Genomic DNA, 15864 nt, shown 5'->3' with positions numbered 1-15864 from the left:
GGGCGCGTGTCGCATCAGGATCTGCCTGTGGAGAGTGCCGGCACACGGAGCGGAAAACCACTCGTGAAAACTTAGCACTCACAACTTTCGAGTGCTAATATACACCGCTGAGAAACAAAAATCAAGGGGTTTCATAAAAAGTTCAAAAAACTTTCCTTTTGGGGCCGAAGCTGCCTTTACTTTCCCGCGCCAAAGCCGTATAATGGGCCGGAATGACAGACCTGTCTATAAGGAGGATGAGAGATGCAGCAGATAGAGCTGGAACTTGCAGGCGGCGGTGTGCTGACGGTTTCCCTGCGGGCGTCGCTGGACGCCATGCCCGCCGTGAAGCAGCGGCCTTTGGTGCTGGTGGTGCCGGGCGGCGGCTACAACCATGTCAGCCCCCGGGAGGGCGACCCGGTGGCCCTGCAGTTTGCGGCGGCGGGTTATCACACCGCCGTGCTGACCTACAGCGTGGGGGAGGGGGCGCAGAACTACCGGCCTCTCCGACAGCTGAACGAAGCGCTGGCTCTGCTGCGGCAGAATGCGGGAGAGTGGCACATCCTGCCGGATAAGATCGCCGTCTGCGGCTTCTCGGCGGGCGGACATCTGGCCCTGTCCGGCGCGGTGCTGGACATTCCGGGCGAGACGGCCCAGCAGAGGCCCAATGCAGTGATCCTGGGCTACCCGGTCGTCACGGCAGGGGAGTTTGCCCACCGGGGCAGCTTCGTCCAGCTGGCGGGCAGCGAGGATGCTGCCGCACAGCAGGCGTTCACCTTGGAGGATAAGGTGACCTCCGACACACCGCCGGTCTTCGTCTGGCATACCATGGAGGATAAGACCGTTCCGGTGGAGAACACACTTCTCCTGCTGGCCGCCCTGCGGAGGGCGGGCGTGCCGTGCGAGGCGCATCTGTTCGAGAAGGGCGCTCACGGCACCAGCATCAGTACCGCCGAAGTGGATGCCGCCGACCCTCACCGCGCCCATTGGGTGGCTCTCTGCCTCGAGTGGCTGGGGGAGACGTTGGGGTTCAAATTGAGTTAAATTTAGACATTCCTACAAAAAATTCATAAATTTATGGTTGACCTGCCCAAGATTTGAGCGTATACTGGTCAGCGGAAACAAACGAGGAAGAAGGAAACATACATGGAAAAGAAGATCTCGGTCAAAGACCTGCTGATGCAGGCATTCCTGACGGGCTGGGAGCTCTCCGACAAGAGCATCGCTCAGGACGAATATCTGCAGAGCGCCATTCAGGTCATCGAAGTGCTGCAGGTGGAGCCGGAAAACGTCTACGCGGAAGAGGGCCTCGGCCTGACCGACGGCGACGAGGTAGACCATCTGGACGACCTGCTCCGGGCCGACGGCCAGTGGCTGTATTACGGCGTGGAGGCGGAGAATTTCTTCCTCATCCAGTGGTACCCGGACGAAGCATCTGCCAAAGCAAAACTGGCACAGCTCGAGGAGCTGGGCGACGGCAAGCAGTACCTCGTGGACCTGGACCTCAAGCGCACAAACCCCACCGAGGCCGAGAATTTCGGCAATTCCAACCCGGTGCAGCTGCGGTCTTGATCGGTTTAACCTCTTTATGAAAGGGAACTTTTCAATGCAGCTTTCTGATACGGAGCGTCAGTGCCTCACCACCATTCTGGCCCAATATGACCAGCACCCCGAAGTGCAGCGGATGCGGGAATTTATCCAGCACGGCGATGTGACCACCTACCAGCACTGCAAGAATGTGGTGCTGGTGAGCTTCTGGCTCAACCGCCGCTTCCATCTGGGCGCGGATGAGACGTCGCTGGCCGTGGGGGCTTTTCTCCATGACTTCTATCTCTACGACTGGCACAAGCGCAGTTCCTTCCGGGGTCTGCGCCGCCTGTTCGAGATGCACGGCTTTGCCCATCCCGGCTCTGCCTGCGTCAATGCCGAGCGTTGCTTCGCCATCACCAGGAAAGAGCAAAACATCATTTCGAGCCATATGTGGCCCCTGACCTTCCGCCATGTCCCCACCTGCCGGGAGGCGGTCATCGTCTGCCTGGCCGACAAATACTGCGCCGTGCTGGAAAGTATGTTCCAGCGCACCCGGGTGGCCGATACCGATGCCGGGGAGAACGAGTGGTAAAGGCTTTGCCTGATACGAAAATGAGCTGCTGTACGTAACGTGCAGCAGCTCATTTTTTATAATTTCTTGTACCCCACAGGCTCGTCGGCTTTGGCGCGGCGCTCCATCAGGTAGGTGTCCAGCCAGCGGCCATGACAGTCCCGGGCGATGCGCTCCCGCCGCCCCACCACCCGGAAGCCGCACTTCGTGTGGAGGCCGAGGCTGGCGGTGTTGTCCTGCAAAACGGTGGAGTGTAAGGTCCAGTAGCCCTCTTTTTCCGACTCTTCGCAGAGGGCCGTCAGCAGGCGGGAGCCGAGGCCCCGGCCCCGGAACTTCTCGCCGACGTAGATGCTCACCTCGGCCACGCCCCGGTAGCACCAGCGGGGGTCTACCCGCCGCAGTGCGGCCCAACCGGCCAGCTCGCCGCCGTCCAGAATGACGAGGCGGCATTCTTTGATGTGAAAGGCATCCCACGCCGTGTAGGGCGGGCAGGTGGTCTGGAAGGTGGCGTGCTCCGTGGCGATGCCCTCTGAATAGATCTCGGACACAGCATTCCAGTCTTCCGGCTCCATGGGCCGGATGGTGATATTGCTCATGATATTCTTCCCCGGCAGAGCGCCCCAATGCGCCCTGCATCATTCCTCTTATCTCAGTATAGCAGATGCAGCCCGTCCGCGCAATGGCCGCTTATTCCAGCCCCGGCAGGGTGTCCAGCACCGGGATGCCCAAGCTGTGCAGGAAGGCTTTCTTTCCCTCGATGGAGGGGACGACGTCCAGCTCCGAGGGAGCGTGGGCGTCGCAGCCCATGATGGCCTTGACGGGGTACTCCGCCGCGATGCGCCAGAACTCGTCCCGGGTGTAGCCCAGAGAGCCGTCGGGACGGTTCTGCAAAGTCAGTCCGGCCATGTTGTACTCGAGGGGGATGTCCAGCCGCGCCGCTGTGGCACAGATGTCCCGGCAGGCTTTCTCGGCGTCGGCGTCGAAGGCCGTCACCCGGTTCAAAAAGAGGTCGGGGTGGGCCAGATACCGGTAAAGCCCCGTTTCCAGCGCTTCCACCACCTGTTCGGCATACCGCCTGCCGTGGGCGGTGGAGGTGCTGCCGCCGAAGCGGCTGGCCTTGGCGTCCTGCTCGTCGGTGGTGTCGTAGTGACAGCCGAGGATGAGATATTCGATGCCCAGCCGCTCCATCTCTTCCTTGAGCCAGCCCAGATAGGCCGGGAAATACTCCGCCTCGAGGCCGATGCGGATGTGGAGTTTGTCGGCATATTTCTCCCGCAGCCCGCGCAGGGTCAGGACGTAATCGTCCAGCTGGGAGGGCAGCATCCGGATGCGGCTGACGAAGCCCGGCGTCGCGTAGGCCCAGGGGGTGTGGTCAGAAAACCCCAGCACCTTGAAGCCGCAGCGCAGGGCCGTGAGGATGTATTCCTCCTCGGTGCCTTCGGCGTGGCCGCAGCGGGTGGTGTGGGTGTGGTAATTGGTCAGCATGACAAGGCTCCCTCCTGGGCAGAAATTTTTTGACAATCATCACCATTGTGATACAATAGAGTAAATACCCGTTCAGGGCAGGGACTATTATAGACCTCTTTGCCGAAAAATGCAATGAAGGCTGCTCTGAAAAAGGAGAAATGAAGATGGATTGGAAACGAATCGCTGCCTCTGCGCTGATGCTTGGTGTCCTCGCCGTCCCGGCTTCAGCAGCCAGCATCACCCCCCAGACCACCATGAAGGAGATACGCGACGACCCCGACATCAAGGCCAGCGGCCTCTATACATACACCTATGTGTGGGAGCGGGACTGCGAAATTTTCTCCACCAGCCGCGACGACGAGACGCTGACCGAGGTGGTCGGCAAGACCTCCGCCGAAGCCTGCGCAGCGGGCCTCAACTATCTGGCTCAGGTCTACCACGACGGCACCCGGGTGACCTATCCGCTCTATTCGGAAGAGGAGATCGCCGCCGTGCCTGCCCGCGCTCATGCGGAGCTGTATTACTGCCCGGCCCAACAGCCGGGAGCCAAGTTTGCCATCGTGCTGTCGGGCAACTCGCTCTACTACAGCGGCGAGCTGCGGGGCGGCGTGTCCACGGCGTGGGAGCTGCATGAGCAGGGCTATGCCGTCTTCTCGCTGCGCTACCGCATCGGATGGGAGGCCGGGGACGACGCTCCGCTGGAAGACCTGGCCCGGGCCATCCGCTTCGTGATGGACAATGCCGACACCTTCGGCGTCTCTACGGAAGACTATGCCCTGCTGGGCTACTCCTCCGGCGGACAGATCGCAGGCGTCTTCGGCAATGAGGAAAAGGGCTGGGGCCGCTACGGTGTGCCGAAGCCCGGCGTATTGCTGCTGGCCTACCCCATCAACAACTTCTTTGGGGCAAAGCCTGCCTACCATCTCCTGATGGATACCGACCGGCTGGAAAGACGCTACTATTCCTACACCGTCTCGAAGCTGGTGACGCCGGACTATCCGCCCACCTTCCTGTGGTACGGCAGGAATGACCTCATGCTGAAAGCCTTCGTCTACCCCCTGCAGGGGCCGACCCTTGCAAAGGCACTGGAAGCCAGCGGCGTCCCCAACCGGGTGGAAGTTTACGACAACGCCAAACACGGCATCGGCATCGGCGTGGGAACGGACGCCGAGGACTGGGTGGAACGTGCTGCCGAGTTCTGGCAGAGCGTTTCGGAATAACAGGAGGAAAAGATTATGTACGACTGGAATGGATCGATCCGCAGCCTGAATGTGGGCCTGCCCGACGACATCGCCCGGCTGAAAGCGGCCGGATATTATCAGGAGGCCATCGCCCGCATCGACCGGCTGCTGGCCGAGGACTGGACAAAAACTCAGAACGGCCCGGCGTCCAACGGCATCGCCCCGCCGGAGGGGTATGTCCCGCCCGAGAACCCCACGCCCCACGGTGTGGACGCCCTGCGGGAGGCCCTGACCGTCCAGAAGGAGATCATGCGCCGGCTGCCCGGGGAATACTGCTGGACGGAAGCTGAGGCCATCGCCCGGATGCAGGAGCGGGTCAAGGACTTCACCGCAGAGGAATTTAAGAAGCTCGACTGGGAGGGTCGGATGGACTGGAGGTTCGTGGAAGGGGAGAAGCGGTATCAGGCCCGGTTCGCCGAGACGCTGCTGGCTACCCACGCCGACCTCGCCGCCCGGAAGCTGACGCCGGACGCCCCCAACAACAAGAACGAAGAGCGCCACCGCCTCCACGAGAAGATGGAGCGGGAGGGGAGCGCCAGCGCCGACATCACCCTCCGCACCAGCATCCGGATGTCCGACGAAGCCTTCGCCGCCGCGCTGGAAAAGGCGAAAGCCGAGGGCAGAGACGCCGTCCACGTCCGGGCATGGCTGGCTCTGCCTGCCGCCTGCCCGTCCCAGAGCCATATCACGCTGGACCGCTTCACCGAGACGCCCGGCCATATCGCCGCCGAGGACGCGCCCCAGCGCACCGTCTGCTGGGAGGCCGACTTGACCGAGAACCGCACCTTCGGGGCCGAGTACAGCTACCGGGAGACGGCAGTCTATGCCGACCCGCTTTCCTTCACGCCCGACGCGGAGCAGCCCGATCTCTACACCGGCGAGGAAGCGCCCCACATCGTCTTTACGCCCTACCTGCGGGCGCTGGCGGCTCAGCTCACCGAGGGCATCACCAGCCCGGCGGAGAAGGCTAAGCGCATCTACGATTATGTCACCCTGAATGTCCGGTATCACTTCCAGCCATCCTATTTCGTCCATGAGTCCATCGCCGAGAACTGCGCCCGCAGCCGCCGGGGAGACTGCGGCATCATGGCGCTGACCTTCATCACCCTCTGCCGCATCGCGGGCATCCCGGCCCGGTGGGAGAGCGGCTTTGCAGTGGCCCCGGGGGACGCGGGCTGTCACGACTGGGCGCGGTTCTACGTCGCCCCCAAGGGCTGGATGTATGCCGACTGCTCCTACGGTGCCTCCATGGCCCGCCGGGGCGATGAAGTGCTCCGCCGCCACTATTTCGGCAGTCTGGATACGGGCCGCATGGTGGCAAACAGCGCCTTTGAAGCGCCCTTCGACCCGCCGATGCTGGGTTTCCGCAGCGACCCCTACGACAACCAGAGCGGCGAGATGGAGGCCGACGGCGTGGGCCTGTACGGTGACGATACCGTGACCACCAAAGAAGTTTTGAAGTTTGAGGAAGTAGAATAAATGGAATTTCTCGCAATGCTGTATACCGTCCTGCTGGTGGCCATCTGCCTGATGATGGCGCTGCTGCTCTTCCGCAGCGGACGCCCCACCGGCGGGCTGGACGAAGCCGACTGCGAAGAGCTGAAAGACTGGCTCGAAGAGCAGCTGGCCGCTCAGGCCAGAGAGTTCAACGCCCGTCAGGACGCCATCGCCCAGCAGAACTACGCCGCCATCCGCAGCGTCAGCGAGACGCTGCAGACGGCTGTGCAGAGCATGAGCACCACCCTCGGTCAGGGGCAGGACAGCCAGCAGCGCATCCTGGAGCGGCGTCTGCAGAGCCTCGAGCAGGCCAACAACCAGCAGATGGAGCAGCTGCGCCGCGCCATGGTCGAGAGCATGACGGCATTGCAGGCTGAGAACACCCGCAAGCTGGACGAGATACGCCACACGGTGGACGAGCAGCTTCAGGACGCTTTGCAGAAGCGGGTGACGGAAAGCTTCAAGGCCGTCAACCAGCAGCTCGAGCAGGTGTACAAGGGCCTTGGCGAGATGCAGTCCCTCGCCGCCGACGTGGGCGGCCTGAAGCAGGTGCTCTCGGGCGTCAAGACCCGCGGCATCCTCGGCGAGATCCAGCTGGGCGCGATCCTGGAAGAGATCCTCGCCCCGGAGCAGTATGACACCAACGTCGCCACCATCCCGGGCAGCACCCAGCGGGTGGAATACGCCATCCGGATGCCGGGTGCCGACGGCGGCAGCGTCTGGCTCCCCATCGACTCCAAGTTCCCCGGTGACACCTACGCCCACTTACAGGACGCCTACGCTTCCGGCGACGCGCAGGCCGTGGAGGATGCCCGCCACGCCCTCGAGCTGGTGCTCCGCAGCGAGGCCAGAGACATCCGGGAAAAGTACGTCGAGCCGCCCTATACCACGGCGTTCGGCATCCTGTTCCTGCCCTTTGAGGGCCTGTATGCCGAGGTGGTGAACGCGGGGCTGCTGGAGGTCTTGCAGCGGGACTATCAGGTCAACGTGGCAGGCCCCAGCACCATGGCAGCCCTGCTGAACAGCCTGCAGATGGGCTTCAAGACCCTCGCCATCCAGAAGCGCTCCGGCGAGGTCTGGCAGCTGCTGGGCGCGGTGAAGACGGAGTTCGACAAGTTCGGGCAGGGCCTCGCCAAGATGCAGCAGCGTCTGCGCCAGACCGACGAAGAGCTGGACCAGCTCATCGGCGTCCGCAGCCGGGCCATCAGCCGGAAGCTGCGCAGCGTCCAGAGCCTCGACGAGGCCAGCGCCAGCGCCCTGCTCGAGATAGACGATATGAACGAGCTGCCGAAAGCACTCTCTGAGACCAGCGAGACATCTGGCAAAGTGGGAGAATATTGACGTAGTGACGGTCAAAAATGCACTTTGCCAGGGTGGCAAACTGGCCTGAGCTGGCAAACTGACCACTTTGCCAGATATGAGCACTTTGCCAAGTTGGCAAAGTGGGGAAATATAACGTATCTGTATTATTATTTTGTCACTTTGCCACATAATCTACCGCAGTAGAACGTCATTCGGCCATCCGGCCTGATAAATAGTTGACGAAGGCGGCAGACTGTGCTATACTGAGAACGATTGCTAAAATAATTGCCAGCCATGGCAGACCATACACACCAATAACAGAGAGGAAATGTGCTTATGAGCGTAAAGAACATCAGCAGCGCCATTCTGGGCGTGGGCGTGGACGATACCACTATCGATTTGTTTGAGAGCCAGTACCCGGTCCCTACCGGCGTCAGCTACAACTCTTACGTCATCCGGGATGAGAAGATCGCCATCCTCGACACCGTGGACGACCGCGCTACCGACGAGTGGCTGGCAAACGTCACCGAGGCACTGGCAGGGGAGAAGCCCGCCTACCTCGTCGTCCACCACATGGAGCCTGACCACGGCGCGAATGTGGCCCGCCTCGCCGCCCTCTACCCCGAGATGCAGGTGGTGGGCAACGCCAAGACTTTCCAGTATATGGAGCAGTTCTTCGGCGCAGAGGCCATCGCCAAGGAGCGCCGCGTCGTCGTGAAGGACGGCGAGAGCCTTTCGCTGGGCGCCCACACCCTGACCTTCGTGTTCGCACCCATGGTCCACTGGCCCGAGGTCATGGTGAGCTATGAGTCCACCGAAAAAGTCCTCTTCTCCGCCGACGGCTTTGGCCGCTTCGGCGCGGTGGCAAAGTTCGACGAGAAGGCCGACTGGGCCAGCGAGGCCCGCCGCTACTACCTGAACATCGTGGGCAAGTACGGCCCACAGGTGCAGGCTCTGCTGAAAAAGGCCGCTGCGCTGGACATCAAGACCATCTGCCCGCTCCACGGCCCCGTCCTCACCGGCGACCTTGGCAAGTACCTGAACTACTACGATCTGTGGTCCAGCTACAAGGCCGAAGAGCCGGAGAAGGTACTGGTCGCCAGCGCCTCCATCCACGGCCACACCCGCGCCGCCGCCCACATTCTGGCCGAGAAGCTCCGCGCCAAGGGTGCCAAGGTGGTGGAGATGGATCTGACCCGCACCGACGTCTCCTACGCCGTCACCGAAGCCTTCCGCTGCGGCAAGACCGTTCTGGCCTGCGCCACCTATGACGGCTTCCTCTTCCCGCCGATGGAGAACCTGCTGGCCCACCTCAAGACCAAGGCATTCCAGAGCCGCACCATCGCCCTGATGGAGAACGGCACCTGGGCGCCTATGGCTGCAAAGCTCATGCGCGCCGAGCTGGACGGCATGAAGAACATCACCGTCTGCGACACCGTCGTGACCCTCCGCTCTGCTTCCAACGCCGCCGCTGAGGCGCAGATGGACGCGATGGTGGATGAGCTGCTGAGTAAGTAAAAACGAGTAGAAACAGGAAATCCCCCACTTTCGTGGGGGATTTTCTTGTTTTCTGTCAGTGTTTATGATACACTGATACTGCCGCCGCAAGGCGGTAAGGCACTGTACATACGGCAGGCGGTTTGGTCTCTCACTTCCGAAAGGGGGTGAGAAGATGCCGATTACTTTGACGTTTCACTTGTTTGGACTCACGTTCACACTGCGAATCAAAAAGTAAAACCGCCACCTCTGCCAAGGTGACGGTTTCGGAAAAAGAAATCTAAACCATTGAAGAGGCCAAACCGCTTGTCACAGTGCCTTTTCTATCGTTATTATAGCGCATTGCCGGGCAGCTGTCAAGAAACCCGGCAGTGCGTTTTTTGCTCAGGAGGCGCGCGTCTTTCGGCCAAGCGCCGCCGCGCCGGTCAGCGCCACGAGGACGCCCAGCACGGCAAGGCCCGCACCGGCCTGCCCGAAGGCGTCGCCCACCGCGCCCACGAAAGGGCTGGCGGGTATCATGAGCAGGCTGTAGACCATGCTGTCCACGCTGATGAGGGTGGCACGCTGGTCGCTGGGGATGATGTCGTTGAGCTTCTGGTCCTCGTGCAGGAGGTAGGCGTCGATGACGCCCTGCACCAGCATACAGCCGAAGATGCAACCCAGCGCCGGGGCGGCACCCACCAGCGCGCAGCCCCCGCCGCAGAGCAGGGCGCAGACGGCGTAAAACCGCCGCAGGCTCTTCGGATGGAGCCGCCGGGCCGCTTCAACGCCCAGCATGGAGGCAAGCCCGCTCAGCAGCATTGGCACGAACAGCAGAGCTGTGGGCCAGCCCAGCTCGATGAGCCGCTGCTGGACGAACATCTTGGTCAGGTAGCTGGGGATGCAGAGGACAGCGGCAGAGACGATGAGCTTTGCCGCCAGCGGGGTGGCGCGAAGAGCGGTGATGCTGTCCCGCACCAGCCGCGCGAGCTGGCCGGGCAGGTCGCGGAAGGTCTGCTTCTCCCGGCGGGCCTGCGTCTCGGTGACGATGGGCTCGGTCATCAGGGCGGTGGCGGCAGCGGCAGTGCCTTCAAAGGCGGCGCTCAGCAGGTAGAAACCGGAAAAGCGGAGAAACCGTTCCAGCGTGCTGGCGAGGGACCCCACAGCCGTGGCCAGCATGGAGAGCTGGGAGCAGTTGGCGGAGACCCGGAGGTAGTCGTCTGTCCGTCCGCACTGCTTGAGGCTGTCGTAAGTCAGGGCCGAGGCGGTGCCGGAGAACATGGCGTTGGCCAGTGCGCTCAGCGCCATCGCCAGGCAGATGAAAAACAGGTCCGGCGCAAAGGCCATCAGGAGGTTGGAGAGCACCATGCAGACCCCGCCGGCCACGAGTGTCTTCCTGCGGCCCAGCAGGTCCGCCGCCATGCCGCTCGGCACCTCGAAGGTGAGGCTGACCATGTGGAACACGCTCTCGGCAACGCCGATCTCCCACAGCGAGAAGCCCCGCGCGGCCAGCAGCGCCACCCACACGGCGTCGGTGATGCGCAGGCCGGAGAAGAAGTTGTTGGTATAGATGCAGGCAAGCTGCTTTTTCAAGTTCATGGGGAACACCCTTTCTATTATTATGGATAGAAATGTGTATCCTTTTTATATATTTCTGCGCAAAACAAAAGCGCCCCATAGCAAAGCTGCGGGGCGCATAGATCATGCTCCACGCTCTGCTGAAAGGTATAAAAGGGTACACTTCGAGCCGGAAAAGCTTAGGGGTTTCCTTTTTTGAAGAAAACGCAGCCGTTCCAACCCATCGCAGGTGTACCCTCCTTTCAGTAAAGCGCTGAGTTCAGCATACCATGATAACGACTGAAAAGCAAGAAAAATGCGGATATTCCTTAAAATCTGCCCGCTGTGCTTGCAAACCGCCCCAAAATGTGATAAGATGATTCTCGGTTATCAAAATGACCACGACCTGAATACTCCAAACGCAGCGACGGAAAGAGTAGGCAGGCGCACCGCAGCAAAGAGAGAAGCTTCACCGGCTGAGAGGGCTTCCGCGCGGACGCAGGCTGAAGTTCGCTCCCGAGCGGTCGGCCTGAACGACAGTAGGGCCGGACGGTGCGCCCCGTTACGGCGTTTTGAGCGCCGCGCGGCTTGCGAAAGAGCCGGGCGGAAACCGGGTGGTACCGCGGAGCTGTGAATTTTATGAGCTTCGTCCCTTTTGCCGGGCCTTTCAGGAGGCCGGGGCAGGGGACGGAGCTTTTTTGCTGTCCGCTGAACAACACGAATGAGAAGGAGAGAACATCCATGCAAGCAATGATCGACGAGCTGGCAAAGCAGGCCGAAGAGAGCCTGGGCCAGGTCTCTTCCAAAGAAACGCTGGCAACTTTCTGGCAGGAATATCTGAGCAAGAACGGCAAGATCCCTGCCCTGATGAAGAATCTGCGCTCTGTCGCCCCCGAGGAGCGGCCGGCCATGGGCAAGATCATCAACGAACTGAAGGCCAAGGTGCAGGCCGAGTATGATGCCGCTGCCGACAAGGTGAAGCAGGCTGAGCTTGCTGCCCGCAACGCCGCCGAGACGGTGGACATCACCCTGCCCGCCAAGACCCGCGCCGTGGGCGGTCTGCACCCCCTGACCCTCGTCACCAACCAGATCATCGACGTCTTCTCGGGCATGGGCTTTGCTGTGGCAGACGCCCCCGAGATCGAGGACGACGACCACAACTTCACCCGCCTGAACGTCCCGAAGGACCATCCCGCCCGCGATATGCAGGACACCTTCTACCTGTCCGATGAGTTCCTGCTCCGCACCCAGACTTCCGGCGGCCAGATCCGCACCATGGACAGCCAGAAACCTCCCATCAAGGTGCTCATCCCGGGCCGCGTCTTCCGCTCTGACTCCGACGCTACCCACAGCCCCATGTTCCACCAGATGGAAGGTCTGGTCGTGGATAAGGGCATCACGCTGGGCGACCTGCAGGGCGCTCTGAACACCTTCGTGCAGAAGATGTTCGGTGCCGACACCCGCACCCGCCTGCGTCCCTCCTACTTCCCCTTCACGGAGCCCAGCGTCGAGGTGGATGTGAGCTGCTTCGAGTGCCACGGCAAGGGCTGCCCCCTGTGCAAGCACACCGGCTGGATTGAGGTGCTGGGCGGCGGCGTCGTCAACCGCAAAGTCCTCGAGAACTGCAACATCGACCCGGATGAGTACTCCGGCTTCGCCTTCGGCATCGGCATCGAGCGCATCGCCATGCTGAAGTACGGCATCAACAACATCGGCCTGATGTTTGAGAACAACCTGCAGTTCCTCAAGCAGTTCCACGAATAAGAGGGGAGAGAGCAAACAATGAAAGTACCTTTCAGTTGGTTAAAAGAATTCGTCGATATTGACGTTACCGCACAGGAGCTTGAAGAAAAGCTTTTCTCCTGCGGCTTTGAAGTCGAGGAACTCATCCCGCTGGACGCCGGCATCAGCAAGGTCGTCGTGGGCAAGATCGTGGAGATGGAGCCTCAGGAAGGCACCCATCTGACCAAGTGCGTCGTGGACTGCGGCGAGTATGGCCACGACATCCGCATCAGCACCGGTGCGGCGAACATGAAGCTGGGCGACTGCGTGCCTGCCGCCCTGGACGGCTCCACCCTGCCCGGCGGCATCAAGATCAAGGCCCGCAAGATGCAGGGCGTCGAGTCCAACGGCATGCTCTGCTCCGGCGAGGAGCTGGGCCTGAACGATGACCTGTTCCCGGGCTCTGAGGTCTACGGTCTGCTCATCCTGCCAGAGGATTCCGTCCCCGGCACCGACATCGCCCCTGTGGTGGGTCTGGATGACTACATCTTCGACATCTCCATCACCGCAAACCGTCCCGACTGCCAGTCCGTGCTGGGCATCGCCCGCGAGGTGGCCGCCATCCTCGGCAAGCCTCTGCACATGCCCGCCATGGACTACAACACCGTCTGCGACGCCGACGAGCCGATCAGCGTGAAGGTGGAGGCTCCGGACCTCTGCCCCCGCTACATGGCACACTACGTCCGCAATATCCGGATGAGCGAGTCTCCCCGCTGGATGAAGCGCCATCTGGCTCTGTGCGGCCTGCGCTCCATCAGCAATGTGGTCGATATTACTAACCACACCCTGCTGGAGATGGGCCAGCCCATGCACGCCTTCGATTTGAACAAGGTCGCCGGCCGCAGCATCACCGTCCGCCGCGCCGTGGAAGGCGAGAAGATCACCACCCTCGATGAGAAGGAGTTCACCCTGAACCCCAACAATCTGGTCATCTGCGACGCAGAGAAGCCGGTCGCTCTGGCCGGTATCATGGGCGGTGCAAACTCCGGCATGGACGACAACACCACCAGCCTGCTCTTCGAGTGCGCTACCTTCGCCCGCGACTCCGTCCGTAAGACCAGCCGCGCTCTGGGTCAGAACAGCGACTCTTCCGCCCGCTACGAGAAGGGCGTTGACCGCCACTCTCCCGAGCTGGGCCTTGCCCGCGCCCTGCACCTCATCCAGGAGCTGGACTGCGGCGACATTACCACGCTGGAATACGATTTGACCGATGGCCGTCCTCTCGAGCGCAAGCACATCGTCACCACCCCGGCCAAGATCTGCGGCGTGCTGGGCATCACCGTGCCGGACCAGACCATGATCGACATCCTCAAGCGCCTTGAGTTCACCGTGGACGTGCAGGCCGACGGCAGCTGGGACGTCTCTGCACCCCTCTACCGTGAGGATGTGGAGAGCTTCCCCGACCTGGCCGAGGAAGTCATCCGTGAGTACGGCTATGACCACATCGTACCCACCTTCCTGAACACTGCCGCTGTCACCAACGGCGGTCTGAACTATGAGCAGAAGCAGCAGCTCAAGACCAAGCGTCTGCTGGCCGCACAGGGCTTCTATGAGGCTTCCACGCTGGCCTTCTATTCCAATGTCGAGTTCGATATGCTCCATATCCCGGCGGAGGATGAGGCCCGCAAGGCCATCCGCATCCTGAACCCCATCAGCGAGAACCTGTCCGTCATGCGCACCCTGCTGGCTCCGTCCATGCTGAACGTCATCGTGGACAACCTCAAGAAGGGCAACGCTGAGGGCCGTCTGTTCGAGATGGCTCCCGTCTACCTTGCCAAGGAGCTGCCCATCAACGAGCATCCCCACGAGCGCCAGACCCTCTGCATCGGTGCCTTCGGCCCCGAAGAGGACTTCTTCACCGTCAAGGGCGCTCTGGAAGCACTGGCTGAGGGCTTTGACCTGACCTTCACCTATCAGCGTGAGACCACCAGCTGGCTCCACCCCGGCATCAGCGCCGCCGTCTACTGCAACGGCAAGCGTCTGGGCGTCTTCGGCAAGCTGGCCAACGAGATCAACGCGGAGCTGGAGATCGCCAAGGAGCAGAAGGACAGCCAGAACATCTATCTGGGCGAGCTGGACTATGAGGCTCTGATGTCCTGCGTCGAGGGTGAGCTGCGCTATAAGCCGCTGAGCCCCTACGCCGCTGTCAAGCGTGACCTGGCTCTGGTCTGCGACGAGGCTGTGGCCTGCGGCGACATCGAAGAGACCATCAAGAAGGCAAGCCCCCTCATCACGGAGGTCAAGCTGTTCGATATTTATCGCGGCGCAAACCTTGGCGAGGGCAAGAAGAGCATGGCCTTCTCCCTGACCCTCTCTGACCCCGCTGCCGAAGTTTCCAACGAGCAGGTGGAGCGCACCGTCAAGAAGGTGCTGGGCAACCTGAAGTTCAAGCTGGGCATCGAGATCCGCTAAAACTGTTTCACCCGTCCGGAAATGAAGACTGAGAAGCTGCTGCACGGTGTTTTGTGCAGCAGCTTCTTTTTCTTTGCGCCGATTTATGCTATACTTATCTTATATATAAACACAGCAGGAGGATTCAGCGTGGAGGATTACCGCACCATCCGGGGAACAGCCATCGGAGAATACGAAGAGAAGAAGAGCCGCTTCATTGCACAGCTCTCCTTTGCAGACAGCGAGGAGAAGGCCGTGGCCTTCCTCGAGCAGGTGCGCGCGGCCAACCGCACCGCCCGCCACAATGTCTATGCCTACCGCCTGCGGGAGGGGAGCCGGGAGCGCTATTCCGACGACGGCGAACCGGCCAAAACAGCGGGTACGCCTGCCCTGGAGGTCTTGCAGCACAGCGGACTGACCGACCTCATCGTGGTCATCACACGATACTTCGGCGGCGTGCTGCTGGGGACCGGCGGCCTCGTCCGGGCCTACACGACAGCCACGTCCCGCGCACTGGAAGCCGCCGAGGTGGTGACGGTGCGCAGCGTGGTGGCGCTGGATGTGACGGTGGACTACGGCCTCTATGAGCGGGCAGACCTGCTCATCAAGGCGGCGGGCGGCAAGCTGGCCGAACCGGAGTTCACCGATAAAGTCACCCTCCGCTGGCAGATGCCGGAGCATACCGAAGGGCCGCTGCTGACGCAGTTGCAGGAGTTGACAAGAGGCACGGCCAATGTCACCGTGAGCGAGCCGTTCTATGCGGCGTTTTAAGAGCGCTTTACCGGTAGAACCTCTCAGCCTGCTTCGCAGACAGCTCCCCTGGTAGGGGAGCCATTGGCAAGCCGGGCCACTTCCTACTGGACGCCCGAGGTCCGATATGGCGCAAAAGGGCGGGCCTTGCTACAGAGGGCAGCAGCTTCTGGGCAACGCACCTTGTCAAGCTGCCGCTGCCCTGGACAGCGGAGCACTACAGTCCACGAAACAGATAAACTTTGCTCGTTCAGTGGGAACTTGACCGACATGCCAAAGCCTCCCCTCGATAGGGGAGGTGGCTGCGCCAGAGGCGCAGAC

Annotated in this window: 13 protein-coding genes; 10 read left to right on the top strand and 3 right to left on the bottom strand. The window is 61.6% G+C overall.

What is annotated here, in order from left to right; genetic code table 11:
- Nucleotides 1-243 precede the first annotated feature (243 nt).
- The 3 genes from AAAU26_RS03395 (at nt 244) to AAAU26_RS03385 (ending at nt 2101) form a co-directional block, all read left to right on the top strand.
- On the top strand, nt 244-1023 hold the full coding sequence (locus AAAU26_RS03395; protein ID WP_227618735.1) for an alpha/beta hydrolase: 780 nt from the start codon (nt 244-246) through the stop codon (nt 1021-1023).
- 102 nt (nt 1024-1125) lie between these two features.
- Entirely contained in the window at nt 1126-1551 is a 426-nt protein-coding gene (locus tag AAAU26_RS03390; RefSeq protein WP_158388400.1) for a hypothetical protein, read from the top strand.
- A gap of 34 nt (nt 1552-1585) precedes the next feature.
- Entirely contained in the window at nt 1586-2101 is a 516-nt protein-coding gene (locus AAAU26_RS03385) for an HD domain-containing protein (RefSeq protein ID WP_158401278.1), read from the top strand.
- Nucleotides 2102-2157: 56 nt separating this feature from the next.
- On the opposite strand, the gene AAAU26_RS03380 is transcribed toward AAAU26_RS03385, so the two are convergent.
- Nucleotides 2158-2676 carry a GNAT family N-acetyltransferase gene (locus AAAU26_RS03380; RefSeq protein WP_227618734.1) on the bottom strand — a complete coding sequence of 173 codons (519 nt, stop codon included), beginning with the start codon at nt 2674-2676 and terminating at the stop codon, nt 2158-2160.
- 91 nt (nt 2677-2767) lie between these two features.
- A complete protein-coding gene (locus AAAU26_RS03375; protein ID WP_227618733.1) occupies nt 2768-3565 on the bottom strand; it encodes a histidinol-phosphatase in 798 nt (265 codons plus the stop codon).
- Between the two features lie 146 nt (nt 3566-3711).
- Between AAAU26_RS03375 and AAAU26_RS03370 the strand changes: the two genes are divergently transcribed.
- The 4 genes from AAAU26_RS03370 (at nt 3712) to AAAU26_RS03355 (ending at nt 9105) form a co-directional block, all read left to right on the top strand.
- Entirely contained in the window at nt 3712-4767 is a 1056-nt protein-coding gene (locus AAAU26_RS03370) for an alpha/beta hydrolase (protein WP_227618732.1), read from the top strand.
- A 15-nt stretch (nt 4768-4782) separates the two neighbouring features.
- Nucleotides 4783-6267, top strand: a complete 1485-nt coding sequence (locus AAAU26_RS03365; protein WP_227618731.1) for a transglutaminase-like domain-containing protein — start codon at nt 4783-4785, stop codon at nt 6265-6267.
- Complete coding sequence (locus AAAU26_RS03360; protein WP_217211055.1) at nt 6268-7626, top strand: DNA recombination protein RmuC; 1359 nt, start codon at nt 6268-6270, stop codon at nt 7624-7626.
- Nucleotides 7627-7923: 297 nt separating this feature from the next.
- Nucleotides 7924-9105, top strand: a complete 1182-nt coding sequence (locus AAAU26_RS03355) for an FprA family A-type flavoprotein (RefSeq protein WP_217211054.1) — start codon at nt 7924-7926, stop codon at nt 9103-9105.
- A gap of 363 nt (nt 9106-9468) precedes the next feature.
- Here the strand turns inward: AAAU26_RS03355 and AAAU26_RS03350 are convergent, their stop codons facing one another.
- A complete protein-coding gene (locus AAAU26_RS03350) occupies nt 9469-10662 on the bottom strand; it encodes an MFS transporter (RefSeq protein ID WP_227618730.1) in 1194 nt (397 codons plus the stop codon).
- A gap of 699 nt (nt 10663-11361) precedes the next feature.
- Between AAAU26_RS03350 and pheS the strand changes: the two genes are divergently transcribed.
- The 3 genes from pheS (at nt 11362) to AAAU26_RS03335 (ending at nt 15564) form a co-directional block, all read left to right on the top strand.
- Complete coding sequence (gene pheS, locus AAAU26_RS03345; RefSeq protein WP_158397021.1) at nt 11362-12384, top strand: phenylalanine--tRNA ligase subunit alpha; 1023 nt, start codon at nt 11362-11364, stop codon at nt 12382-12384.
- 18 nt (nt 12385-12402) lie between these two features.
- Nucleotides 12403-14814 (top strand): phenylalanine--tRNA ligase subunit beta, encoded by a 2412-nt coding sequence (gene pheT, locus AAAU26_RS03340; protein WP_227618729.1) that lies wholly within the window; start codon nt 12403-12405, stop codon nt 14812-14814.
- A gap of 129 nt (nt 14815-14943) precedes the next feature.
- The gene (locus tag AAAU26_RS03335) at nt 14944-15564 is read left to right on the top strand and encodes an IMPACT family protein (protein WP_149794314.1); all 621 of its coding nucleotides are present in this window, start codon (nt 14944-14946) and stop codon (nt 15562-15564) included.
- The last annotated feature ends 300 nt before the right edge of the window (nt 15565-15864 follow it).

Source organism: Faecalibacterium longum (assembly GCF_040094125.1).
Classification (GTDB): Bacteria; Bacillota; Clostridia; order Oscillospirales; family Ruminococcaceae; genus Faecalibacterium; species Faecalibacterium longum.
Note: the sequence above shows the minus strand (reverse complement) of the source record. Positions and strands in the feature narration are given on the sequence as shown.

Bases quoted from the DNA above. Each gene is read 5' to 3' on its own strand.
- AAAU26_RS03350 (WP_227618730.1), bottom strand. From the start codon at position 10,662: ATGAACTTGAAAAAGCAGCTTGCCTGCATCTATACCAACAACTTCTTC.
- AAAU26_RS03355 (WP_217211054.1), top strand. From the start codon at position 7,924: ATGAGCGTAAAGAACATCAGCAGCGCCATTCTGGGCGTGGGCGTGGAC.
- AAAU26_RS03380 (WP_227618734.1), bottom strand. From the start codon at position 2,676: ATGAGCAATATCACCATCCGGCCCATGGAGCCGGAAGACTGGAATGCT.
- pheT (WP_227618729.1), top strand. From the start codon at position 12,403: ATGAAAGTACCTTTCAGTTGGTTAAAAGAATTCGTCGATATTGACGTT.
- AAAU26_RS03390 (WP_158388400.1), top strand. From the start codon at position 1,126: ATGGAAAAGAAGATCTCGGTCAAAGACCTGCTGATGCAGGCATTCCTG.
- AAAU26_RS03375 (WP_227618733.1), bottom strand. From the start codon at position 3,565: ATGCTGACCAATTACCACACCCACACCACCCGCTGCGGCCACGCCGAA.
- pheS (WP_158397021.1), top strand. From the start codon at position 11,362: ATGCAAGCAATGATCGACGAGCTGGCAAAGCAGGCCGAAGAGAGCCTG.
- AAAU26_RS03385 (WP_158401278.1), top strand. From the start codon at position 1,586: ATGCAGCTTTCTGATACGGAGCGTCAGTGCCTCACCACCATTCTGGCC.
- AAAU26_RS03395 (WP_227618735.1), top strand. From the start codon at position 244: ATGCAGCAGATAGAGCTGGAACTTGCAGGCGGCGGTGTGCTGACGGTT.
- AAAU26_RS03360 (WP_217211055.1), top strand. From the start codon at position 6,268: ATGGAATTTCTCGCAATGCTGTATACCGTCCTGCTGGTGGCCATCTGC.
- AAAU26_RS03370 (WP_227618732.1), top strand. From the start codon at position 3,712: ATGGATTGGAAACGAATCGCTGCCTCTGCGCTGATGCTTGGTGTCCTC.
- AAAU26_RS03365 (WP_227618731.1), top strand. From the start codon at position 4,783: ATGTACGACTGGAATGGATCGATCCGCAGCCTGAATGTGGGCCTGCCC.